18 protein-coding genes are annotated in these 22,847 nt (G+C 65.6%); 8 read left to right on the top strand and 10 right to left on the bottom strand.

Going from position 1 to position 22,847, the window contains the following annotated elements; translation table 11 throughout:
• The first annotated feature begins 59 nt into the window (after positions 1-59).
• Entirely contained in the window at positions 60-830 is a 771-nt protein-coding gene (locus WBR68_RS19540; protein WP_230695021.1) for a class I SAM-dependent methyltransferase, read from the top strand.
• Position 831: 1 nt separating this feature from the next.
• Here WBR68_RS19540 and WBR68_RS19535 read toward each other — a convergent pair whose 3' ends face one another.
• From WBR68_RS19535 to WBR68_RS19495, 9 genes are all read right to left on the bottom strand, one after another.
• Entirely contained in the window at positions 832-2,385 is a 1,554-nt protein-coding gene (locus WBR68_RS19535; RefSeq protein ID WP_230695020.1) for a mannitol dehydrogenase family protein, read from the bottom strand.
• Positions 2,373-3,584, bottom strand: a complete 1,212-nt coding sequence (gene manD, locus WBR68_RS19530) for a D-mannonate dehydratase ManD (RefSeq protein ID WP_230695019.1) — start codon at positions 3,582-3,584, stop codon at positions 2,373-2,375. The genes WBR68_RS19535 and manD overlap by 13 nt, the downstream gene beginning before the upstream one ends.
• Positions 3,585-3,618: 34 nt before the next feature.
• Positions 3,619-4,437: an amino acid ABC transporter ATP-binding protein gene (locus WBR68_RS19525; protein WP_050450248.1), complete on the bottom strand. Its 819-nt coding sequence runs from the start codon at positions 4,435-4,437 to the stop codon at positions 3,619-3,621.
• On the bottom strand, positions 4,434-5,093 hold the full coding sequence (locus WBR68_RS19520) for an amino acid ABC transporter permease (RefSeq protein WP_050450249.1): 660 nt from the start codon (positions 5,091-5,093) through the stop codon (positions 4,434-4,436). Before WBR68_RS19520 ends, WBR68_RS19525 begins: the two co-directional genes overlap by 4 nt.
• Positions 5,090-5,755 (bottom strand): amino acid ABC transporter permease, encoded by a 666-nt coding sequence (locus WBR68_RS19515; protein ID WP_050450250.1) that lies wholly within the window; start codon positions 5,753-5,755, stop codon positions 5,090-5,092. Before WBR68_RS19515 ends, WBR68_RS19520 begins: the two co-directional genes overlap by 4 nt.
• 41 nt (positions 5,756-5,796) lie before the next feature.
• Positions 5,797-6,834 carry an L-idonate 5-dehydrogenase gene (locus WBR68_RS19510; RefSeq protein WP_050450251.1) on the bottom strand — a complete coding sequence of 346 codons (1,038 nt, stop codon included), beginning with the start codon at positions 6,832-6,834 and terminating at the stop codon, positions 5,797-5,799.
• A 10-nt stretch (positions 6,835-6,844) separates the two neighbouring features.
• Complete coding sequence (locus WBR68_RS19505; RefSeq protein ID WP_050450252.1) at positions 6,845-7,693, bottom strand: substrate-binding periplasmic protein; 849 nt, start codon at positions 7,691-7,693, stop codon at positions 6,845-6,847.
• 161 nt (positions 7,694-7,854) lie between these two features.
• A complete protein-coding gene (locus WBR68_RS19500) occupies positions 7,855-8,718 on the bottom strand; it encodes a substrate-binding periplasmic protein (protein ID WP_050450253.1) in 864 nt (287 codons plus the stop codon).
• A gap of 95 nt (positions 8,719-8,813) precedes the next feature.
• Positions 8,814-9,542: a FadR/GntR family transcriptional regulator gene (locus WBR68_RS19495; RefSeq protein WP_127183353.1), complete on the bottom strand. Its 729-nt coding sequence runs from the start codon at positions 9,540-9,542 to the stop codon at positions 8,814-8,816.
• A gap of 182 nt (positions 9,543-9,724) precedes the next feature.
• Between WBR68_RS19495 and iaaH the strand changes: the two genes are divergently transcribed.
• Positions 9,725-11,203, top strand: a complete 1,479-nt coding sequence (gene iaaH, locus WBR68_RS19490; RefSeq protein WP_230695018.1) for an indoleacetamide hydrolase — start codon at positions 9,725-9,727, stop codon at positions 11,201-11,203.
• Positions 11,204-11,354: 151 nt separating this feature from the next.
• Here iaaH and metH read toward each other — a convergent pair whose 3' ends face one another.
• Positions 11,355-15,128, bottom strand: a complete 3,774-nt coding sequence (gene metH, locus WBR68_RS19485; protein WP_230695017.1) for a methionine synthase — start codon at positions 15,126-15,128, stop codon at positions 11,355-11,357.
• A gap of 458 nt (positions 15,129-15,586) precedes the next feature.
• Here metH and WBR68_RS19480 point away from each other — a divergent pair, with 458 nt between their 5' ends.
• From WBR68_RS19480 to WBR68_RS19455, 6 genes are all read left to right on the top strand, one after another.
• Positions 15,587-17,632: a TonB-dependent receptor gene (locus tag WBR68_RS19480; protein ID WP_050449100.1), complete on the top strand. Its 2,046-nt coding sequence runs from the start codon at positions 15,587-15,589 to the stop codon at positions 17,630-17,632.
• Positions 17,633-17,684: 52 nt separating this feature from the next.
• The gene (locus WBR68_RS19475) at positions 17,685-18,707 is read left to right on the top strand and encodes a cobalamin-binding protein (RefSeq protein WP_230695016.1); all 1,023 of its coding nucleotides are present in this window, start codon (positions 17,685-17,687) and stop codon (positions 18,705-18,707) included.
• A 156-nt stretch (positions 18,708-18,863) separates the two neighbouring features.
• Positions 18,864-19,673: a thiazole synthase gene (locus WBR68_RS19470; protein WP_050449101.1), complete on the top strand. Its 810-nt coding sequence runs from the start codon at positions 18,864-18,866 to the stop codon at positions 19,671-19,673.
• Complete coding sequence (gene thiD, locus WBR68_RS19465) at positions 19,670-20,512, top strand: bifunctional hydroxymethylpyrimidine kinase/phosphomethylpyrimidine kinase (RefSeq protein ID WP_230695015.1); 843 nt, start codon at positions 19,670-19,672, stop codon at positions 20,510-20,512. Before WBR68_RS19470 ends, thiD begins: the two co-directional genes overlap by 4 nt.
• A gap of 172 nt (positions 20,513-20,684) precedes the next feature.
• The gene (locus WBR68_RS19460; RefSeq protein WP_050449103.1) at positions 20,685-21,365 is read left to right on the top strand and encodes a protein-L-isoaspartate O-methyltransferase family protein; all 681 of its coding nucleotides are present in this window, start codon (positions 20,685-20,687) and stop codon (positions 21,363-21,365) included.
• Between the two features lie 79 nt (positions 21,366-21,444).
• Positions 21,445-22,776, top strand: coding sequence for a TolC family outer membrane protein (locus tag WBR68_RS19455; RefSeq protein WP_050449104.1), 1,332 nt, complete (start codon positions 21,445-21,447; stop codon positions 22,774-22,776).
• Positions 22,777-22,847: the final 71 nt, after the last annotated feature.

Raw genomic sequence — 22,847 nt, 5'->3', positions numbered from 1 at the left:
GGCCGGCCTATCTTAGCGCCTGCACCTGACATCCCGCACAACGCCATTAAAGGAATTCCATGACCGCCAGCACCCACGACGCCGCCGTCGACCGCCAGTTCAGCCCTCGCGCCACGGCGTACCTGACCAGCGCCGTCCACGCCCAAGGCGAAGACCTGCTGCAAATGGCCGGCATCGCCCGCCAGCATCCGGCGGCACGCGTGCTGGACCTGGGCTGTGGCGGCGGCCACGTGAGCTTTCACGTGGCGCCCGAGGTCAAGGAAGTCACCGCCTACGACCTGTCCCAACAGATGTTGGACGTCGTCGCGGGCGAAGCCGCCAAGCGCGGCCTGAACAATCTGGCCACGCGCCAGGGCAAGGCCGAATACCTGCCCTTTGCCGACGGCGAGTTCGACCTGGTGATGTCGCGCTATTCCACGCATCACTGGCAAGACGCTGGCCGGGGCATGCGCGAAGCGTTTCGCGTGCTCAAGCCCGGTGGCACTGCCGTGTTTGCCGATGTGGTGTCGCCCGGCGAGCCGCTGCTGGACACCTGGCTGCAAACGATAGAAGTGCTGCGTGATACCTCCCATGTGCGCGACTACTCGGTGGCGGAATGGACGCGCATGCTGACCGAGGCGGGCTTCACGTTGCAAGGCCTGTCGCCGCGCCGTCTGCCGCTGGAATTCCAGACCTGGGTCACGCGCATGCGCACGCCGGACACGCTGGTGGCGGCGCTGCGCCATATGTTCAGCATTGCGCCGGACGTGGTGCGCGCGCATTTCGATGTGCAGGAAGACGGCTCATTCACCAGCGACACGGCCACGATCGTGGTGAAGAAGCCGGGTTGATTCACGCCAGCGCCCCGCCTACCCCCTGACTGCGTAGCGCATACGCCGCTTGCGACACGGCCCGCACAAAACGCGGGTCTGCGCCCAGGTCACCGAACACCGCAGCCAGCCCGGTCAGCGTTTCCGTCCAGGCCAGCATGGCGGCTGGCCCCGGGCCGCTACGGTCAGCGGCAAGTTCAGCGGCCAGTTCCGCTTGCGCGTAGCGTTGCGCCAGCTCGGCGGCCATCGGGTCCTGGATGTCGTAGCGCAGCCCTGCCTCATCAACGCCGCGCAGGAAATGCAGCCACGCGGCCACCGCCAGCGCCAGCTTGCTAATCGGCAAGTCCGCCGCCAACCGTGCCCGCACGGTGTCCAAGAGGCGCTGCGGCAGCTTCTGCGAACCGTCCATCGCAATCTGCCGGGTCTGGTGTTTCAACGCCGGGTTCTCAAAGCGCTGCAACAGCCGTTGCTGATAGCGCGCCAGGTCCAGGCCCGGCAAGGGCGGCAGCGTCGGCACGATTTCGTCCTGCATCAACGCTGCCAGATAGGCTTTCAACGCGGGCTGCGCCATGGCTTCGTCCACGGTTGCCCAACCCGCCATCACCGACAAATACGCCAGCGCCGAATGCACGCCGTTGACGGTGCGCAGCTTCAAGGTTTCAAACGGCGCGGCCTCGGTCACGAAGCGCGCGCCGCCCGCGGTCCAGTCCGGGCGGCCCGCCGCGAACTGATCTTCCACCACCCATTCCAGATAGGGCTCCGCCATCACCGGCCAGGCATCGTTCAGGCCCAGCGCCCGCGCAACGTCGCGCCGGTCCTGATCGGTGGTGCGGGGCACGATGCGGTCCACCATTGAACTGGGGAACGCGCACAAGGTGTCAATCCACGTCGCCAGTGCCGGGTCGACCTGCCGCGCAAACGCCAGCACCAAGCCGCGCAGCAAATGCCCGTTGCTGGGAAGATTGTCCAGCGACATCAGCGTGATCGGCCCCTGCCCCGCCGCACGCCGTTGCTGCAAGCCCCGCACCAGAAAGCCGATGGTGCTGCGCGGCAACCGAGGTTGCGCAAGGTCATGCACGATGTCGGGGTGGTGCAGGTTCAGGCGACCGCTGGCCGGGTCGTGGCAATAGCCTTTTTCGGTAACAGTGACGCTGACGATGCGCGTGTCCGTATGCGCAATGCGCGCCAGCACAGCCTGCGGATCTTCCGGCGCAACCAGCATTTCAAGCAGGCAGCCGATTACCGTGGCCTGCTGTTGCTCGCGACCGGTCGCGTCGGCGCTGCGCAAGGCCAAGGTGTACAAGCCCGCTTGCGGCGCCAGCGCATCGCGCGTGTCGGCCTGCCGCAAGGACACGCCGCAAATGCCCCAGGCCAGGTTCGCGCCCCCGCCCCCGCCCACATGCAGCGCGGCTTCGTTCACCGCAGCAAGATGCGCGCGCGCGAACGCGCCCAGGCCCAGATGCACGATGCCCACGCGCAAGGCGTTGCGGTCGTAAGAAGGCCGTGCCACGTCCAAGGGCAGCGCGGCCAGACACGCGGGCGTCAGGCGCTCCACACCAGCCGCTACCAATTCCATAGCGTGCCGTCCTGCTGCAAGCGGTTCACCGGCAGGTAGGCGCGCTTGTACGGATACTTGGCGGCCAGCTTTTCGTCGATGTCGACGCCGTGGCCGGGCACATCACCGGGGTACAGCATGCCTTGGTCGAACGTGTAGGCGTGCGGGAACACGGCGTCGGTCTCTTCCGTGTGGCGCATGTATTCCTGGATACCGAAGTTGGGCACCCACAAATCAAAGTGCAGCGCCGCCCCCATGCAAACGGGCGACAGGTCGGTGGCGCCGTGGCAGCCGGTGCGCACCTGATACAGCGAGGCCAGGTCCGCGATGCGGCGCAGGTGCGTGATGCCGCCCGCGTGCACCACGGTGGTCCGGATGTAGTCGATCAACTGGTTCTGCACCAGGTCCTTGCAGTCCCAGATGGAATTGAAGATCTCGCCCACGGCCAGCGGCGTGGTGGTGTGCTGCCGGATCAGGCGGAAAGCATCCTGGTTTTCGGCCGGCGTGGCGTCTTCCATCCAGAACAGGTTGTAGGGTTCCAGCGACTTGCCCAGTCGCCCGGCTTCGATCGGCGTCAGGCGGTGATGCACGTCGTGCAGCAGATGGTGTTCAAAGCCCAGCTTGTCGCGGATGCGGTCGAATAGCTGCGGCGTGTGGCGCAGGTACTTTTCGGTGGACCAGTCGTGTTCGCTGGGCAGGTCGGCGTCGGCGGGTTCGTAGAACAGGTTGCCGCGCCCCACGCCATAGACCTTGTCCAGCCCCGGCACGCCGCTTTGCGCGCGGATGGCGCGGTAGCCCATGTCGGCATAGCGCAGCACTTCATCCAGCGTGTGCTCGATGTCCGAGCCGTTGGCGTGGCCGTAAACCATGACGCCGCTGCGGCTCTTGCCGCCCAGCAACTGATACAGCGGCATGCCCGCGGCCTTGGCCTTCAGGTCCCACAGCGCGGTGTCCACGGCGGCAATCGCCGTCATGGTGACCGGGCCGCGCCGCCAGTAGGCGCCTTTGTACAGGTACTGCCAGATGTCCTCGATCTGATGCGCGTCGCGCCCGATCAGGCAGGGAATGACGTGTTCGGTCAGATAGGCCGACACCGCCAGTTCGCGCCCGTTCAAGGTGGCGTCACCAATGCCGGTCAAGCCCTGGTCGGTTTCGATTTTCAGGGTCACGAAGTTGCGGCCCGGCGAACAAACGATCACGCGTGCATTCGTAATTTTCATTTTGGATTTCCGAGTAGACGGGAAAAGAGGCGGCCTAGCCTTCCCAGCCCAGGTGGCTAAGGAAGTCCCGGGTGCGGGCGACTTGCGGGTTATCGAAAATCTGTGTGGGCGGGCCTTGTTCCAGGATGGCGCCGTTCTCGAACACCACCACCCAATTGGCCACGCGCCGCGCAAAGCTCATTTCATGCGTCACGACGATCATCGTCATGCCTTCCTGCGCCAGCTTCTTCATCACGTTCAGCACTTCGCCCACGGTTTCGGGGTCCAGCGCCGACGTGGGTTCATCGAACAACATCACTTCGGGTTCCATCGCCAGCGCGCGCGCGATCGCCACGCGCTGCTGCTGTCCGCCCGACAGGTTGGCGGGAAAGTTGCCGGCCTTGGCGGCCAGCCCCACCTTTTCCAGCAGCGCCATGGAGCGGGCGCGCGCGGCCTCGGGCGACATGCCCAGCACCGTGATGGGGCCCATCGCCACGTTGTCCAGCGCCGACTTGTGCGGAAACAGCTCAAAGCTCTGGAACACCATGCCCATCCGCTGGCGCACCCGGCGCACGTCGGATTCCGATTCGGGCAGCGCCACGCCGTCCAGCAGCACCCGGCCGCCATCCAGCTTTTCCAGCGCGTTGGTGCAACGCAGCAGGGTCGACTTGCCCGAGCCGGACGGCCCGATCAAGCACATCACTTCGCCCTTGTTCACTTGCAGCGACACGTCGTTCAGCGCGACGAAATCGCCATAGACCTTGCGCACGTGCTCGTAGACCAGCACGGGCGGCTGGTCCGCGCCCTTGCGCGCGGCGGCAGAGGCCGCGGCGCCTGCCACGGCCGGCGGGTGTTCCAGGATCATGTCGTTCATTCCTTGACTCCGTATTTGCGATGGACCCAATCAACCAGCTTGGCTTGCGGATAGCCCATCAGCCAATAGATCACCGCCATCGCGGTCAGCATTTCCAGCACGCGAAAGCTCTGCGCGCGCACTTGCATCGAGGCGTACGCCAGCTCGCTGACCGCAATCACCGACACCAGCGACGTATCCTTGAACAGCGAAATCCAGGTGCTGGCCAGCACCGGCAGAATGCGCCGTCCGGCCTGCGGGATCAGCACCTTGAACATCGCCTGGTGGCGCGACATGCCCATCGCCAGCGCGGCTTCCATCTGGCCCTTGCGGATGGAGTTGATGCCGGCGCGAAACGTTTCCGAGTTGTAGGCGGATACGTTCAACACCAGCGCGACGAGCGCGGTGGTGACCGCCGAAAACTGCACGTCCAGCGCCATCGGCATGACGTAGAACGCCCAATAGATCACCAGGATCAGCGGCAGGTTGCGAAAGAACTCCACGATGGCCACCGCGATGCCGTTGGCGACGCGGTTGGACGACAGCCGCATCAGCGCCAGCACGATGCCTCCCGGCACGGCCAGCACCATCGTCACCACCGTCAACATGATCGTCATCGCCGCGCCTTGCAGCAGCAGGTTGCGCGAATCCCAGATGATTCCCCAGTCCAGATTCATGACCGCCCCAGGTGTGCATAGCGTTGATAAAGACGATCCACTCCGCGCGTGACCGGAAACAGGATCACGAAGTACGCGATGATCACCGCCGTGAACACTTCAATGGGCCGGTAGCTCTGGCCCGCGATCGTCTCTGCCTTGTGCATGAGCTCCGGCACGGCGATCACGGTGGCGATGGCCGTGTCCTTGATGGCCACCGTCAGCACCGACCCGAAGGCGGGCAGCATGCGGATGGTGGCTTGCGGCAGGATGATCTTGCGCAGCGCCTGCGCGCGCGACATGCCCAGCGCCAGCCCCGCGCGCATCTGCCCCGGCCGCACCGATTCGATACCGGCGCGTATCACCTCAGCCGAATAGGCCGCGATATGCAACGTCAGCGCCACCAGCGCCGCCCAGAACGGCGCGAAGTTCACCCCGGCCAGCAAGGGGAACGCGAAGTAGATCCAGACCAGCACCACCAGCACGGGTATGGCGCGCATGCTGTCGATGTAGAACACCAGCGCCACGCGCAGCCAGCGCGGCCCATACAGGCGCAACAGGGCAATCACCAGGCCGAGCAGAATGCTGGATATCGCGGTGATGGCGCTGAGCGCGACAGTGATCCCTAGGCCGCCGGCAAAAAAACGCCAGTTATCGACGATGGGAGAAAAATCGAGATCCATGGAGTCTCCGTGGGATTAGGACGCAAGGAACGCGCGACGCCTCAGAACGTCACCATCACTTTCATCGCCTGATGCCGGTCGGCCGCCAGCGCAAACGCGGCGTGCACGTTCTGCACTGGCACCGCCGCCGTCAACAGGGGCGACACGTCCAGCACGCCACGGCTCAGGTAATCCACGGCCCAGGCGTATTCGTCGACAAAGCGGAAGCTGCCGATCACCGACAGGCTCTTGACCATGATCTGGTTGAACGGGCATTGCTCGCTGCTGCCGTTCAAGGTGCCCACCGTGACGATCACGCCGCGCGGGCGCGTGGCGCGTATGCAGTTGGCCAACCCGGCGTAATTGCCCGAGGCTTCGAAGCACACGTCGATGGTGCCCTTGCCCGCCGCCAGCGCATCGATGGCGGCGGGGTCGGTCGCGGCGTTGATGGTGCGCGTGGCGCCCACGCGCGCGCAGGTGGCCAGCGTTTCGTCCACGATGTCGACCACCGTCACCTGGCTGGCGCCCGCCAGCCGCGCCGCCATCAAGGTCAGCGCGCCGATGGGGCCGGCGCCCACCACCATCACCGATTTGCCCAGCAGGCTGCCGGCGCTGCGCACCGCGTGCAGCGCCACGGCCAGCGGCTCGCCAAAGGCGGCCAGTTCGAACGACAAGTCGTCGGGCACCAGCAGGCACTGCTTGTCCTCTACTACCACCTGCTCGCGCATTGCGCCCTGCATGTGCGGATACTTGCTGGCGCTGCCAAAAAAATGCACCGCTTCGCAATGGTTGGAATCGCCCTGGCGGCAATAGCGGCACACGCCGCAGGTGCGGGCGGGGTCCAGCGCCACGCGGTCGCCCGGCTTGACGCTGGTAACGGCCGCGCCCACTTCCAGCACCTGGCCGGACGCCTCGTGTCCCGGCGTCAGCGGTTCGCGGATGACGAAGTCGCCCACTTTGCCGTGACGGTAGTAATGCAGGTCTGACCCGCAGATGCCCACGGCCTTGATGCCCACGCGCACCTGTGTCGCGCCCAACGGCTCGAGCGACTGTTCGGTCAGGCGCAGGTCCTGTGCCCCATGAATCGCGCAATTCAACATGGTTGTGTGCTCACTTCAGGGTTTGCGTCATGCGGCGTTCTTCGGCCGCCAGCTCGGGGTGCAGGCGCGCTTCCACCTTGCGCAGCCAGTCCAGGTAGACGGGCTGATTCTTCGCCACGCCCATGCCCGCCTTGATTTCGAAGATCTTGCTGTCCTGGCAATCGTTTTCCTTCGGGAACACCGCCAGGCCCTTCACCTTCTTGCTGATGTTGGGCCACAGCATGCGGTTCAGAGGCGCCACGTCGGACCGGCCGGCCAGCACTTCTTCAATAGGCGCGACCGAACCCGAATTGGTCACACCACGCAGCCGGGCCTGTGAAAAATGTTCTCGCACCAGCGGCTCTTCGCCCGCGCCCGAGAAGTACGCCATCGTGATGCCGGGCTGGTTGAAGTCCTCGACCTTGGTGGCGCTGGTGAACTTGGGGTTGGACGCCAGGCCGAACATGCACACGCTAGTGCTTGAGAACGTGACGAAATCGATGATCTTGGCGCGCTCGGCGTTCTCGTTCAGAGGCCCGATCATGATGTCCATCTGGTTGGCGATCAGCGCGGGCACCTTGGTTTCATGGCTGACCTGCACGGGCACGACCTTCACGCCCAGCAGTTGCGCGAATTCCTTGCCCAACGTCCACGACGATCCCATCCACGGCTCGCCCGAACCGCTGGTGTTCTGCACCAGCCACGGCGGGTTGTTGACCACGCCCACGCGCAGCACGCCCGCCTTGCGGATGGCGTCCACGCGGGCGCTTTCGCCGGGCGCGGGCGGGGTCTGCGCCTGGGCGGACGCCGCGCCCGCCAGCATCGCGGCGGTCAGGAAGAAGCGGGCGGCGCGGTGGCGCGAGGGGAAGCGGGACGGCATGCAAAGTCTCCTTGATGAACATCGAAATCCGGGGATTCCCGCCGCGTTCGCCCGGAGGCGGCGCGGCGGGTACTGGCGCGCGCAGGCGCCGGCGGGTTCGCCAGATACGCACGCGCCACGCGCGTGCGGAAAAGTGATCGTTTGGAATGCGGCCGAGCGGCCTACTTGCTCTGTTCGATGATGCGGGTTTCGTCGGCCAGCAAGGCGGGCTTCATCGCTTCCGCCACCTGCCGCAGCCAGGCCAGGAATTCGGGTTGGTTCTTGTCCACCGCCAGCCCTACCGGCGACGCCTTTTCGGTGCTTTGCTGGCAGTTCGCCTCGGCGGGAAACACCACCAGGCCGCGCACCTTGTGGTTCAACCCCACCCACGGCACGCGGTTGATCGGCGCGGCGTCGGCGCGCTTGGCCATGATTTCCTCGATCGGCGCGGTAGCCCCGGAATTGGCGACGGCGCGCAACCGTGCGCGCGGGAAACGTTCCTTCACCCAGGCCTCTTCAGCCCCGCCCGTGAAGTACGCGATGGTGATGTCGGGTTGGTTCAGGTCGTCAACCGATTTGACTCGGGCCAGCTTGTCGTTGCCCGCGCGGCCGAACATGCAGACGCTGGTGGCGGAATACAGCACGAAGTCCACCACCTTCAAGCGGTCGGCCGTTTCGGCCAGGGGGCTGATGGTCATGTCGACCTGGTTGGCCGCCAGCACCGGCACCTTGGTCTCGTGCGAGACAGGAATGGCGGTCAGCTTGACGCCCAGTTGGCGCGCGGTTTCCTTGGCCAGCAGCCAGGCGGGGCCGCTCCAGGCCTCGCCACTTTTGCCGGACACATCCTGGATCAGCCAGGGTGCGTTCTGCAGCACACCCACGCGCAGTTCACCTGCTTTGCGAATCGCATCCACGCGCGGGCTTTGGCCGGGCGCGGGCGCTGTCTGAGCGCTGGCCGGAAGCGACACGGCCTGCATCGACACCGCCAGCACCGTGGCGGCCGCCAGGCGCGCCAGCGCGCCGTTCCCCTTGTCCTGCTGCTGCATTGCTTGTCTCCTGATCTTGTAAGGCCCGGGTCCGGGACGCGGTTATCTTCCGCGCTCTGCCGGGGGCCACCTGGGGCACTGCATGCCGGGATGCGCTATCGCCACCCCTGCGCGAACTCACCGATAACGCGCTCAAGGTGAGCGCGCATCGCTTGCCTGGCCGCCTGCGCATCGCTCGCGACCAAGGCGCTGAAGATGCGCTGGTGGTCTTCCTGCGATGCCTGGCGCAATGCCTGCGTATGGAAATGCTGTTCAATCTTTTCCCAGATCGGGCCTTGGGCCTGGTCCCACATCGACGTCACCGTCGCCAGCAGCACGCTATTGCCGGTGGACTGGGCGATGTACAGGTGAAAGCGGCGGTCGGCCTCTTCGTTGGCCGCTTTGTCCATCATCTGTTCGCGCATCGTGGTGAGCGCTTCAAAGATGCGGTCCAGGTCGGCGTCATTACGGGTAGTGGCGGCCAGCGCGGCGATTTCGGATTCGATCAGGCAGCGCGCCCGCAGCAACTCAAACGGCCCGGCCCCGACTTCCTGCGCGGCTGGCAGGCGGGCCACGCCGGGCTTGGATTCGCAGACGTAGATGCCCGACCCGCCCCGCACTTCCACCACCCCTTGCAATTCCAGCGCGATGATCGCTTCGCGCAACGCGGTGCGGCTGACGTCGAAACGTTCAGCCAGCGCGCGTTCGGCCGGCAGCCGCTTGCCGACGGCGAATTCGCCTTGGGCGACCAGAGCCTGGATCTGCGCGGCCAGCCGCACATAGGCGCGGTCCGCCACCGGCTTGCTGGCCGTTTCGTCGGGTTTGGGGATCAGTTGCAGAGTCATGGAGTTCAAAAAGTGGTTAGACCAAATCATAAGTGGTTTACCAATATTCGGAATCATGGTTTACCAGTATTAAAGTGGTAAACCACAGTGCATCGATGGGTGCGCCGCCGCGCCGCGCTCGACAGGCCCGGCCTGTAGCAGGTATAGATGGCGGTTCCATAGTCCGAGCAGAAGGGAGCGTCATGCCCGAATCATCCCAACAGCCCTCGTCCGCCCAGCCTGTGCCGCACCCGGCCGGCGACGATACCCTGGCCACCCTGACCGTCGGCCAGGCCGCCGCCCTGATCCGCGAAGGGCGCTTATCCAGCGTCGCGCTGACCCAGGCCTGCCTGGACCGCATCGATGCCCATGCGGCGCTGAACGCCTTCATCACCGTGGACCGCGACGGCGCGCTGGAGCAAGCCCACGCCTATGACGCCAAGCCAGGCAAGGGGCCGTTGGGCGGCGTGCCCATCGCCATCAAGGACAACATTCACGTGGCCGGCTTGCCCAACACGGCCGGCACACCCGCGCTGAAATCGTTTCGACCCGCCGAGGACGCGCCGGTGGTGCAACGGCTGCGCGCGGCAGGCGCGGTCATCGTGGGCAAGACCAACATGCATGAACTGGCCTTTGGCGTGTCGGGCTACAACACCGCGTTTCCCGGCCCGTTGGGCGACGGCACGCGCAACGCCTACGACCACAGCCGCATCGCCGGAGGCTCGTCGTCCGGCAGCGGCGCGGCGGTGGGCGCGCGCCTAACGCCGGCCGCGCTGGGCACCGACACGGGCGCTTCGGTGCGCCTGCCCGCGTCGGTGAACGGGGCCGCGGGTTTCCGGCCGTCGGTCGGGCGCTACGACGGCGCGGGCATCACGCCCATTTCGCACACGCGCGACACGCCGGGGCCCATCGCCAACTGCATGGACGACATCGTGCTGCTGGACGCGGTGCTGGCCAACGACGCCGCCCCGCTTGCCGCCCTGCCTGCGCAGAACATCCGCCTGGGCCTGGCCAGTTATTTCTGGACGGACCTGGACCAGCAGGTGCGCGACGTTACTTACGCCGCGCTGCAAAAGCTGCGTGATGCGGGCGTGCAATTGGTGGAAATCGACATGCCCGAGCTACCGGCCGCGAACGCGGCGGTGGGCATGCCGCTATGCCTGTACGAACAAAAGCCCGACCTGACCGCCTACCTGCAACGCTATGGCACGGGCGTGAGCTTTGACGAGGTGGTGGCGCAGATATCCAGCCCCGACGTCAAAGGTATCTTCGACGGCTTGATCGTGCCCGGCGTGCTGCCCACGCCGGAAGGCCAGGTGCTGGCGCTGCAACCGCTGTACGAGCGCGTTATCGCGCAACAGCGCGATGAACTCATCGACGTTTACCGCCGCGCGTTCCAGGAACACCAGTTGGACGGCCTGCTCTTTCCGACGGTGCCGATCCTGCCGCCGGCCGCCACGCCGGAAGCCAGCAGCTTCGAGACGTTCAGCGAATTGGCCCGCAACGTGGACCCCGGCAGCAACGCCGGCCTGCCGGGTTTGAGCGTGCCTGCCGGGCTGTCGAAAGAAGGCTTGCCGGTGGGGTTGGAAATCGACGGGCTGCCGGGCGAGGACCGGACGGTGCTGGCCATCGGGCTGACCGTTGAATGCATCCTGGGCCGCATCGCCCCGCCGAAGCAATAAGCGGGAATAGGCGGCGATGGTCGGATATAGGCGCCACAGACGCCAATGACCGGGACTGGCGCTTAGTCCCGCCGAGCCGGCACCTTTGTCCGAAGGGCCGGCTCCTTGATCCGACCAAAGGGCCAGCGCCTCGGCCCGAAAGGCCGGCGCCTTAGCCCAGGTTCGGCGCCAGCGTGCGCTTCAGGTCTTCGATGCTGCGGGCGCTGCGCTTGGCGTAGTCCTCAAGCTGGTCTTCGCCGATCACGCCCACATTGAAGTATTGCGAGTCGGGGTGGCTGAAGTAGAAGCCGGACACGCTGGACGCGGGGTACATGGCGTAGCTGTCGGTCAGCATCATGCCGATGTCGCTGCCGTCCAGCACGCGGAACATGTCGGTTTTCACAACGTGTTCCGGGCAGGCCGGGTAGCCGGGCGCGGGGCGGATGCCCACGTATTTTTCGGCAATCATGTCTTCGTTGCTCAGGGCTTCGTCGGGCGCGTAGCCCCACAGGTCCTGGCGCACGCGGGCATGCAGGCATTCGGCGAAGCCTTCGGCCAGGCGGTCGGCCAGGGACTTCAACATGATGCTGGAATAGTCATCCAGCGCCTTCTCGAATTCCGCTTCCTTTTTCTCGATGCCAATGCCCGCCGTGACGGCGAACATGCCGATGTAGTCCATCTTGCCCGACGATTTGGGCGCGATGTAGTCCGACAGCGACTTGTTGCTGACGCCTTCGCGCTTGGCGCCCTGCTGGCGCAGGTTGCGATACGTGAACAGCACTTCGCTGCGCGTTTCGTCCTTGTAGATTTCGATGTCTTCGTCGTTGACGCTGTTGGCCGGGTAGAAGCCCACCACGCCGTTGGCGGTCAGCCAGCGGCCTTCGACGATGCGCTTCATCATGGCCAGGCCATCGGCGTAGACCTTGCGCGCCTGCTCGCCCACGACCTTGTCGTCAAGAATGGCGGGGAACGGGCCGAACAGGCTCCACGTCTGGAAGAACGGACCCCAATCCACGTACTTCACGATCTCGGCCAGGTCATAGCTCTTGAACGTGCGGCGGCCGATGAACTTCGGGCGCGGCGGCGTGTAGTTGTCCCAATCGATGACCGGACGCGAGGCGCGCGCGTCGGCCAGCGGCAAAATCGGCGTGGCCTTGCGGTTGGCGTGGCGGCGGCGCACGTCTTCGTATTCTTGGGCCAAATCGGCCAGGTAGGTTTCGGATTGGTCCGACATCAGGTTGGTGGCCACACCCACCGAACGGCTGGCGTCGGGCACATAGATGACCGGGCCGTCGTAGTTGGGCGCGATCTTCACGGCGGTGTGCACGCGGCTGGTGGTGGCGCCGCCGATCATCAACGGCAGCTTGCGGCTGCGGAAGTAGTCGTCGCGCTGCATTTCGCTGGCCACGTAGGCCATTTCTTCCAGGCTGGGCGTGATCAGGCCGGACAGGCCGACGATGTCGGCGTTTTCTTCCTTGGCTTTTTCCAGGATCTGCGCGCAGGGCACCATCACGCCCATGTTCACGACTTCGAAGTTATTGCACTGCAAGACCACCGACACGATGTTCTTGCCGATGTCGTGCACGTCGCCCTTGACGGTGGCGATGACGATCTTGCCCTTGGCGCGCACGTCGCCGCCGGCCGCCGCGATCTGGCGTTTTTCTTCTTCGATGAACGGAATCAAATGGGCCACGGCCTGCTTCATGACGCGGGCCGACTTCACCACTTGCGGCAGGAACATCTTGCCTTCGCCGAACAGGTCGCCCACGACGTTCATGCCGTCCATCAGCGGGCCTTCGATGACTTCGATGGGGCGCCCGCCCCGGTCAAAGATCTTCTGGCGCACTTCTTCGGTGTCTTCCACGATGAACGTGGTGATGCCGTGCACCAGCGCGTGCGACAGGCGCTGTTCGACATCCGCCTTGCGCCAGGTCAGGTCTTCTTCGCGCTTGGCGCCGGAGCCCTTCACGCTGTCGGCAAACTGCACCAGGCGTTCGGTGGGCGTGCGTTCGTCGGCCGGGTCCGTCTTGCCCACGGGTTCGGCGCGGTCCAACACCACGTCTTCGACCAGATCGCGCAGCTTGGGATCCAGGTCGGCGTACACGCCCAACTGGCCGGCGTTGACGATGCCCATCGTCATGCCTTCCTTGACCGCGTAATACAGGAACACGGTGTGGATGGCTTCGCGCATCGGCTCGTTGCCACGGAACGAGAAGCTGACGTTGGACACGCCGCCCGATATACGGGCGTGCGGCAGGTTGTCGCGGATCCAGCGGGTGCCTTCAATGAAGTCCACCGCGTAGTGGTTGTGTTCGTCGATGCCGGTGGCGACCGCGAAAACGTTCGGGTCGAAAATGATGTCTTCCGGCGGGAAGCCTTCTTCGTCCACCAGGATCTTGTACGCGCGGCCGCAGATTTCCTTGCGGCGTTCCAGCGTGTCGGCCTGGCCCAGTTCGTCAAAAGCCATGACGACCACGGCCGCGCCGTAGCGGCGGCACAAGCGCGCGTGATGGCGGAAGGGCTCGATTCCTTCCTTCATGGAAATGGAGTTCACCACCGCCTTGCCCTGCACGCACTTCAGGCCGGTTTCGATAACTTCCCACTTGGAACTGTCGATCATGACCGGCACGCGGGCGATGTCGGGCTCGGACGCGATCAGGTTCAGGAAGCGGTGCATGCAGGCCACCGAATCCAGCATGGCCTCGTCCATGTTGATGTCGATGATCTGCGCGCCGTTCTCGACCTGCTGGCGGGCCACGGCCAGCGCCTCGTCGTACTTTTCTTCGCGGATCAGGCGGGCGAACATCTTGCTGCCCGTCACGTTGGTGCGTTCGCCCACGTTGACGTACAGCGTGTCTTCGTCGATGTTCAGCGCTTCCAGGCCGGACAGGCGCGTCTTGACCGGAATGTCGGGCACGACGCGCGGCGTCAGCGCCGTGACCTTGTCGGCAATGGCGCGGATGTGGTCGGGCGTGGTGCCGCAACAACCGCCCGACATGTTCACCAGCCCTGCGCGGGCAAATTCTTCCAGCAGCGCGGACGTGTCGGCGGGCGTTTCGTCAAAGCCGGTTTCGGCCATGGGGTTGGGCAGGCCGGCGTTGGGATACACGCAGACGTAGGTGTCGCAGATCTTGGACAGCTCGGCCACGTAGGGCCGCATCAGCGCCGCGCCCAGCGCGCAGTTCAGGCCGATGGTGACGGGGCGCGCATGACGCACGGAATTCCAGAAGGCTTCGACCGTCTGGCCCGATAGGATGCGGCCGGAAGCGTCGGTCACAGTGCCCGAGATCATCACGGGCAGGCGGATGCCGCGCGCTTCGAACACTTCTTCGGTGGCGAAGATGGCGGCCTTGGCGTTCAGCGTGTCGAAAATGGTTTCGATCAGCACGATGTCGATGCCGCCGTCCAGCAACCCGTTCAACTGCTCTATATAAGCCACACGCAATTCGTCGAACGTGACGTTGCGGGCGCCGGGGTCATTCACGTCGGGCGAGATCGACGCGGTCTTGGGCTGCGGGCCCAGGGCGCCAGCCACGAAACGCGGCTTGTCGGGCGTGCTATAGGCGTCACAGGCTTCGCGCGCGAGTTGCGCGGAAACCAGGTTCAGTTCGTAGGCCAGTTCCGGCAGGTCGTAGTCGCCCTGCGCGATGGTGGTGGCGCCGAAGGTGTTGGTCTCGATGACGTCCGCGCCCGCTTCCAGATACTGGCGGTGGATCTCGGAGATGACGTCGGGGCGCACCAGCGACAGCAGTTCGTTATTGCCTTTGACGTCCTTGCCGTGGTCGGCGAAACGCTCGCCCCGGAAGTCTGCCTCGCCCAGCTTGTAGCGCTGGATCATGGTGCCCATGGCGCCGTCCAGGATCAGGATGCGCTTGCCCAGCAGGCGGGCGAATTCACCACCTTGGGTATAGGCTTCGGGCGGGTACGGCAGGCGGGGATACGACACGGGCAGGTCCGGGATAAAGTTGGCCAACGGCGGCGCGGATGTGGCTAAAAAGCGAAAAACGCCGAAAAAACAAGCCCTGATCGTAACAAAACGAGGTCCCGCGCGCCCTCGGGTGATACAGTTTCGGCCCCGAACCGGTGCTTTCGGCGCATTGGGCTGGCAAGAACGCAACACTTGCCTGCCCGCGTGCGAAAGGTAAACGGGAAACAGGAAGACGCCCCCCGGGCCGCCGCCGCCTTGCCACACAGCAGGCTGCCGGCAGGCCCCGCGTCCAGCCTGTGCTGCCCCCGCAACGGTCCCCATGCGCGCTTTGCGCCCATGGCAGCCCGATACCGGCCAGTTCGCTCGTCAGGAAGTCCATCGCCGCCGCGCCAGGCCAGTCTGGCCCAACGTGGCGCGGTGGCATCCTCCCATCGTGATTGGCCTGCGGGGTCGCGGGTCGCATCGAGGTTACGTAGATGAAAGCCCGCTCTATCCGGCGTTACGCCGGCGCCCTGCTCTGTTCCGCTCCGGCCATCGCCGCCGCTCAGCAAGCTGCCTCCCCCACCCCTGAACTCGACACGGTCACCGTCACCGCCCAGCGCGTGCCGACCGACGGCCGCACGCTGCCGGTGTCCATTTCGGTGATCACCGCCGAAGACATCGCAGCCAGCAGCGCCCGCACCATGCAGGACCTGCTGTCGACCCAGGCCGGCATCAACCTGATCAACACCAGCAGCTCCAGCGACAACGCCATTGTCGACCTGCGCGGCTTCGGCATCACGGGCGCCAGCAACACGCTGATCCTGATCGACGGCGTGAAGCAGAACACGAATGACCTGTCGGCCCCCAGCCTGGGCGTGGTGCCACTGGACCAGGTGGAACGCGTTGAAATCGTGCGCGGCAGCGGTTCGGTGCAGTACGGCGGCGGCACGACCGGCGGCGTCATCAACATCATCACAAAATCGGATTTCTCGAAAGAGCCGGTGACGGCCCGCGCCACCGCCACGTTTGGCAGCTACGGCCTGCGTCAGTACGACGCCGCGGTGGCCCTGAACAACCAGAAGGTCGGCGTAGACGCCTACATGCAGTCGCTGCACAGCGACGGCTACCGCGACCACAGCGGCGAGCGCCGCGAAGGCGGCGGCGGTGGCATCACGCTGCGCCACGACAACGGCTCGATCCGCCTGTACGGCCGCACCACCACGCAAAAGCTGGAACTGCCCGGCCCGCGCCTGATCAGCCCGTCGACGGGCGTGAACGAATTCCAGGACGACCCGCGCGGCTCGAAGAACGATGTGGACTACGTCAAGACCACGTCCACCACCTTCGGCCTGCAAGTGGAGCAAGCCATTGGCACGGGCATGCTGTACGCCGACCTGTCCACCCGCGAAAAGAAGCTGAACGGTCTGTCTTTCGACGGCTTTGGCGACACCTTGCGCGACCAGAAGCTGGAAGAGAACATTGCCAGCGTGCGCTATCGCCTGCCGATCAACGGCGGCCATAGCATCGTGTTCGGCGCCGACGCGCAAGAATCCAAGACCACCGCCGACCAGAACGCCTACTACGACTTCGAACCGTCGAAGTGGCAATCGCGCCAGCACCAGTACGGCCTGTTCGCCGAAGGCCAGATCCGCGCCACCGACAGCACCACCGTCACGGCCGGCGTGCGCCGCCAGTACGCCTCGGACGACCTGGAAGTGCTTAGCGGATCGGGCACCGCGTCGGACCGCAGCAACCACCTGACCGCCTGGCAGTTGGGCGTGCGCCAGGAACTGTCGGCCGGCTTCGGCCTGTACGGCAAGGTCGGCCGCAGCTTCCGCCTGCCCAACGCAGACGAACTGCTGTCGGTGCAAAGCCCGCTGGCCCCGCAAACGTCCACCGACAAGGAAATCGGCGTGACGTGGCAAGGCGCGGCCAGCAGCGCCCGCCTGTCGTACTTCCGCTATGACCTGACCAACGAAATCCAGTACAACCCGCTGGCCGACGGCATGTGGGGCCCGGGCACCGGCGCCAACACCAACCTGGATCCGACCCGCCGCCAAGGCATCGAACTGGAAGGCCGCACCGCCGTGTCCAGCAGCGTCACGCTGGATGCCAACCTGACCTGGATGGAAGCGCAATTCCGCTCGGGCACCTACGCGGGCGTGGACCTGGCCGGCAAGACCGTGCCGCTGGCGCCCAAGTGGCTGGCCAATGCGGGCGTGACCTGGCGCCCCACCGACGCCTTCCTGTGGAACGTGTCGGCGCAGTACGTGGGCAAGTCGCGCATGGACAACGACCAGGCCAACCAGTTCGACAAGGAACTGGACGCCTACGTGCTGTTCAACACGAAGGTTGCGTACAAATTCACGCGCAACATCGAAGGCGCCATCGGCGTGAACAACATCTTCGATCGCCAGTACGCCACCTACGGCATACGCGGTGGCAATGCGTCGTTCGAGATGCTGGGGCCGGTTGCCAACTACAACCTGTACCCGGCGCCGGGCCGCAATTTCTACGCGTCGCTCACGCTGCGCTATTGATGGCGGACATCCGATATAGTCGGCGTTCTTCGCTGACCTTATCGGCTCTTGCATGACGTTCGCACGCGCATTGATTCGCCCCTGCCCGGGGCGGTTCCTGAAGCGGTCCCTGGGCCTTCTGCTGGCCCAGGGTGCCCTGCTGGCCTGGGCGGCGACCCTGGCCGCGCCCTCGGTCGCAGCGTCGGCCGCAACTTCGGACGCCCCCTCGGTCGTACCTTCGTCCGCCCCCTTGGCCGCTACCCCGGTCGCAACGCCCGCCGACACCGCCATCCACACGCAGGACGACAAGGGCCGCCCGGTTTCCCTGGCCGCGCCCGCGCGCCGCGCCATCACGCTGGCCCCTCATGCGACCGAACTGGTTTACGCGGCCGGTGCGGGCGACTACCTTGCCGCCACCATCCGCGGCAGCGACTACCCCCCCGCCGCGCGCCAGGTGCCCGTCATCGGCGACGGCACACAACCCGACGCCGAACGCGTGGCCGCCGTCCGCCCCGACCTGCTGATTGCCTGGCAACCCACCGCGGCCCAACCCGTGGTGCGCGTCATGGACAAGCTGGGCGTGCCGGTGTTCTACAGCGACCCCTTGACGCTGGCCGCCATACCCGACGCCGTGGAACGCATGGGCGTGTTGTTCGGCACCCAGGCACAAGCCCAACCGGCCGCCGCGCAACTGCGCGCGCGCCTGGACGCCCTGATCGAGCGCTACGCCGGCCGCCGGCCCGTGCGCGTCTTCATCCAGGCCGGGCTGGACCCGATCTACACCCTGAACGACAGCAGCATCGTCAGCGACGCATTGCGCATCTGCGGCGGCGTCAACGTCTTTGGGCAGGCGCCCATCGTGGCCCCCCAGGTCAGCCTGGAAGGCGTGCTGGCGGCCCGGCCCGAAGCCGTGTTGGCGGGCGTAAGCCGGCCCGAGGACACAGCCCGCAACCTGACCGCCTGGCAGGCGCTGGGGCTGCCCGCCGCGCGCCTTGGGCACGTCTACGGCGTGGATGCCGACGCGCTGTATCGCCCTGGGCCGCGCCTGATCGACGCGGCCGAAGCCATCTGCGCCGACCTGGACCGGCTGCGCTGATCCGTTCTTGGTATTTGGCGCAATCCTTGAAAAACGGAACGCCGCTTCTCATGGACTTCGGCGTGCGGCGCGACATCGTGCTTTATCATTCGCGAAAGCCTTTCAGTCAGCCTACCGCGGGCATCGCTGTGCGCACCCGCCCTTTGAAACACCGCCATGACCACACAAGACACTCTCACCATCGCCGGACGCGCCTATTCGTCGCGCCTGCTTGTCGGCACCGGCAAGTACAAGGACTTTGAACAGACCCGCGCGGCGCTGGACGCCAGCGGCACGGAAATCGTCACCGTCGCCATCCGCCGCACCAACATCGGCCAGAACGCGGGCGAACCGAACCTGCTGGACTACGTCCCAACGTCTAAATTCACGCTGCTGCCCAACACGGCCGGTTGCTACAGCGCCGACGACGCCGTGCGCACGCTGCGCCTGGCGCGCGAACTGCTGGACGGCCACGATCTCGTCAAGCTGGAAGTGCTGGGCGACCCGCACACCCTGTTCCCCAACATGCCCGAAACCCTGAAGGCCACCAAGACGCTGGTGGACGAGGGCTTCAAGGTCATGGTCTATTGCACCGACGACCCCATCCAGTGCCGCATGCTGGAAGACATGGGCGCCGTGGCGGTGATGCCGCTGGCGTCCCTGATCGGCTCGGGCATGGGCATCCTGAACCCCTGGAACCTGCGCCTGATCATCGATCAGGCCCGCGTGCCGGTCGTGGTGGACGCTGGCGTGGGCACCGCGTCGGATGCCGCCATCGCCATGGAACTGGGCTGCGACGCCGTGCTGATGAACACCGCCATCGCTGGCGCGCAAGACCCGATCCTGATGGCCAGCGCCATGAAAAAGGGCGTGGAAGCCGGCCGCGAGGCCTTCCTGGCCGGCCGCATGCCCAAGAAGCTGTACAGCGGCGCGCCCAGCTCGCCCACCGAAGGGCTGATCACTGGCGGCCCGGGCGCGGCGAAATGAGCTCTCGCCAACAGGACGGCAACGCCCGTCCCATTCCCAACGCGCTGAGCATTGCCGGCGTCGACCCGTCCGGCGGCGCCGGCATCCTGGCCGACGTCAAGGCGATGAGCGCGCTGGGCGCCTATGGTTGCGCCATCATCGCGGCGCTGACGGCCCAGAACACGAAGGGCGTCACCGGCATCTCGGCCGTGCCGCCCGCGTTTGTGGGCTTGCAGATCGATACGCTGTTCTCCGACGTGCGCATCGACGCGGTCAAGATCGGCATGCTGGGCCAGCGCCCGGTGATTGAAGTGGTGGCTGAAAAGCTGGCCAAGTGGACCCCGGCGCATGTGGTGTTGGACCCGGTCATGGTGGCCAAAAGCGGCGACCTGCTGCTGGAGAACGACGCCGTGGGCGCCATGCGCGAAGCGCTGCTGCCGCAATGCACGATGCTGACGCCCAACCTGCCCGAAGCTGGCGTGCTGCTGGAAGAGCGGCCGGTGGAAACCGTCAAGGAAATGCGGCGCGTGGCCGAACGCCTGCGCAACAAGCTGGCGCATTCGGGCGAACGCTGGGTGCTGGTCAAGGGCGGCCATCTGCCTGGCAACGAGACCATCGACCTGCTGCACGACGGCGACCGCATGATCGAGCTGCCCGGCCACCGCATTGAAACGGCAAATACCCACGGCACCGGTTGCACGCTGTCGGCAGCGCTGGCGGCCTTGTTGCCTCAAATTGGGGACGCACCGGAGGCGGCGCGCCGCGCCAAGGCTTATCTGACCGAAGCCATTCGCCACGCCGAGCGGCTGTCGGTGGGGTCGGGACACGGCCCGGTGCATCACTTCCACGCCTGGTGGTAACGGACGGCCCCAGCCCGGGGCTTGCTCGCTGGGTATGCTGATAATCGCGGCGCTTTTCGAAGCGCCGCAATCGTTTCCGGGCGCTGAAACACCTGCCTGCGGCGCGCGCCGTCACAGGCCGCTACGAATCGGTACAATGGCCGCCTGATTCCTCTGTTTTTTCCTGACCGTCATGAACGCTTCGACCCTGCCCGACGTAGAACAAGCCCGCTTCAATATGGTGGAACAGCAGATCCGCCCGTGGGACGTCCTGGACGCCAACGTGCTGCAAGCGCTGTTCGATGTGCGCCGCGAACAATTCGTTCCGCCGGCCCTGCGCGCCCTGGCGTTTTCCGACCTGGAACTGCCGCTTGAAATCAATGCGGTCAACACCCGCCAGACCATGCTCGCCCCCAAGGTTGAAGCGCGTCTGGCGCAAGAACTGCAATTGACCAAGTCCGACTGCGTACTGGAAATCGGCACCGGTTCCGGCTACCAGGCCGCGCTGCTGGGCTATCTGGCCCAACAGGTGACCTCGGTTGAAATCGACAGCCGCCTGGTGACGTTCGCGCAGCAGAACCTGCAAATGAACAACGTCACCAACGTCAAGGTTGAAACCGGCGACGCCCGCAACGGCTGGGGCTCCACCGAATACGACGCCATTCTGGTCACGGGTTCGGTGCCGGTCGTGCCGGACGCGCTGAAGTACCAACTGCGCGTGGGTGGCCGTCTGGTCGTGATCGTGGGCCAGGCCCCCGTCATGACGGCCTGTCGCATCACCCGCACCACCGCCGCCAGCTTTGAAACGGTGAACCTGTTCGAAACCGTGATCAAGCCGCTGCGTGGCGTTGCGGTGTCGCAGTTCAAGTTCTAACCCCCCTCCCTGCCGCCCCGCGCCCGCCCCGCATCGGGGCCCGCGCGCCCTGGGACGGCCCGGCGTATCGTTGACAATCATGCGCGTCCGACTGCTTACGGCTTTACTGGTTTTTACCTGCGCCGCAAGCGTCGCTTCGTCGTCCGTGTTCGCGCAGAACCTGATCCAGGTCTGGCAAGCCGCGCTGGGCAATGACCCGATCTACGCCGCGGCCCGCGCGAACTATCGCGCCGGCCTGGAAAAAGAACCCCAAGCCCGTTCGCTGCTGCTGCCGCTGATCTCGGCGGAAGCTGGCGGCGCCTACCAGGAAACCCGCAGCACGCGCGGCCTGGGCGTGTCGTATAGCGGCGGGCGCGGCGTCTGGGATCTGGCGCTGACCCAGCCTCTGTTTGATTGGGGCCGCTGGCAGAACTACGAGCAGTCCAAACTGATCGTTGCCGACGTCGAGGTGCAACTGCAGCAGGCCTATCAAGACCTGCTGCTGCGCGTGGCCGACGCCTATTTCAACGTGCTGTATGCGCAAGACGCGCTGACCGCCACCGAGGCCGAAAAGGCCGCCGTGGCCGGACAGTTGGAATCGGCGAAGCGCAATTTCGAGCTGGGCAATTCCACGGTCACCGACACGTATGAAGCACAGGCGCGCTACGACCTGGTGGTGGCGCAGGAACTGCGCCTGCAGAACGATCTGGACGTGCGCCGCGACGAACTCGCCAAGATCATAGGGTCACCGCCTGGCGCGCTGGCCGAACTGCCCTACGGCGTGCAATTGCCGGCGCCCCAACCCGCGCGCGTCAACGACTGGAGCACGCAGGCCGAATCGTCCAGCCTGGAAGTGCTGCGCGCGCAATTACTGACCCGCATCGCGGGGCGAGAAATCCAGATCGCCAAGAGCGGCCACTATCCCACGCTGAACCTGCGCGCCACCAGCGGCAGCGCCAGCGACGCAGTCATGCGCAATGCCGCGCCGGGCAAGCCGATCGACAACACGGTGGGCGTGGTGCTGTCGATTCCGCTGTATTCCGGTGGCGGCGTGTCGTCGCAAGTGACCGAAAAGGTGCAGTTGGAACAGAAGGCCCGCCACGATTTCGAAACCGCGCGCCGCCAGGCAATTCAGGCCGCGCGCCAGTATTACACCGGCGTCACGAGTGGGCTGGCACGTATCCGGGCGCTGGAAGCCGGTGAAAAATCCAGCCGGGCAGCCGTGGAAGCCAACCGTACGGGATACGAAGTCGGCGTGCGGATCAACCTGGATGTGTTGAACGCGCAGCAACAGCTTTATGCGACGCAACGCGATCTGGCGCTGGCGAGGTATAGCACGGTGCTGTCGGGGTTGAGGCTGAAGGCAAGCAGCGGGATTTTGGCCGAGACGGATCTGGAAGCGATCAATCGCTTGTTGAGGGACCCGAGGTAAGGAGGTGATGGGTTGCGCGCGATGGGCGCTTGGTCGTTCATGACCGATGTGCCGCGCTTCACCCATCCTAC

It is taken from the genome of Achromobacter sp. JD-1, from assembly GCF_038594925.1.
Lineage (GTDB): Bacteria > Pseudomonadota > Gammaproteobacteria > Burkholderiales > Burkholderiaceae_B > Achromobacter > Achromobacter spanius_C.
The sequence above is the reverse complement of the archived record's forward strand: the minus strand, read 5'-3'. Positions and strand labels throughout refer to the sequence as shown.

Coding starts and splice junctions, on each gene's coding strand:
- iaaH (WP_230695018.1), top strand. CDS start 9,725: ATGCCCGAATCATCCCAACAGCCCTCGTCCGCCCAGCCTGTGCCGCAC.
- WBR68_RS19455 (WP_050449104.1), top strand. CDS start 21,445: ATGCGCGTCCGACTGCTTACGGCTTTACTGGTTTTTACCTGCGCCGCA.
- WBR68_RS19535 (WP_230695020.1), bottom strand. CDS start 2,385: ATGGAATTGGTAGCGGCTGGTGTGGAGCGCCTGACGCCCGCGTGTCTG.
- thiD (WP_230695015.1), top strand. CDS start 19,670: ATGAGCTCTCGCCAACAGGACGGCAACGCCCGTCCCATTCCCAACGCG.
- WBR68_RS19470 (WP_050449101.1), top strand. CDS start 18,864: ATGACCACACAAGACACTCTCACCATCGCCGGACGCGCCTATTCGTCG.
- WBR68_RS19495 (WP_127183353.1), bottom strand. CDS start 9,542: ATGACTCTGCAACTGATCCCCAAACCCGACGAAACGGCCAGCAAGCCG.
- WBR68_RS19510 (WP_050450251.1), bottom strand. CDS start 6,834: ATGTTGAATTGCGCGATTCATGGGGCACAGGACCTGCGCCTGACCGAA.
- WBR68_RS19540 (WP_230695021.1), top strand. CDS start 60: ATGACCGCCAGCACCCACGACGCCGCCGTCGACCGCCAGTTCAGCCCT.
- WBR68_RS19505 (WP_050450252.1), bottom strand. CDS start 7,693: ATGCCGTCCCGCTTCCCCTCGCGCCACCGCGCCGCCCGCTTCTTCCTG.
- WBR68_RS19525 (WP_050450248.1), bottom strand. CDS start 4,437: ATGAACGACATGATCCTGGAACACCCGCCGGCCGTGGCAGGCGCCGCG.
- WBR68_RS19500 (WP_050450253.1), bottom strand. CDS start 8,718: ATGCAGCAGCAGGACAAGGGGAACGGCGCGCTGGCGCGCCTGGCGGCC.
- manD (WP_230695019.1), bottom strand. CDS start 3,584: ATGAAAATTACGAATGCACGCGTGATCGTTTGTTCGCCGGGCCGCAAC.
- WBR68_RS19520 (WP_050450249.1), bottom strand. CDS start 5,093: ATGAATCTGGACTGGGGAATCATCTGGGATTCGCGCAACCTGCTGCTG.
- WBR68_RS19480 (WP_050449100.1), top strand. CDS start 15,587: ATGAAAGCCCGCTCTATCCGGCGTTACGCCGGCGCCCTGCTCTGTTCC.
- WBR68_RS19475 (WP_230695016.1), top strand. CDS start 17,685: ATGACGTTCGCACGCGCATTGATTCGCCCCTGCCCGGGGCGGTTCCTG.
- WBR68_RS19515 (WP_050450250.1), bottom strand. CDS start 5,755: ATGGATCTCGATTTTTCTCCCATCGTCGATAACTGGCGTTTTTTTGCC.
- WBR68_RS19460 (WP_050449103.1), top strand. CDS start 20,685: ATGAACGCTTCGACCCTGCCCGACGTAGAACAAGCCCGCTTCAATATG.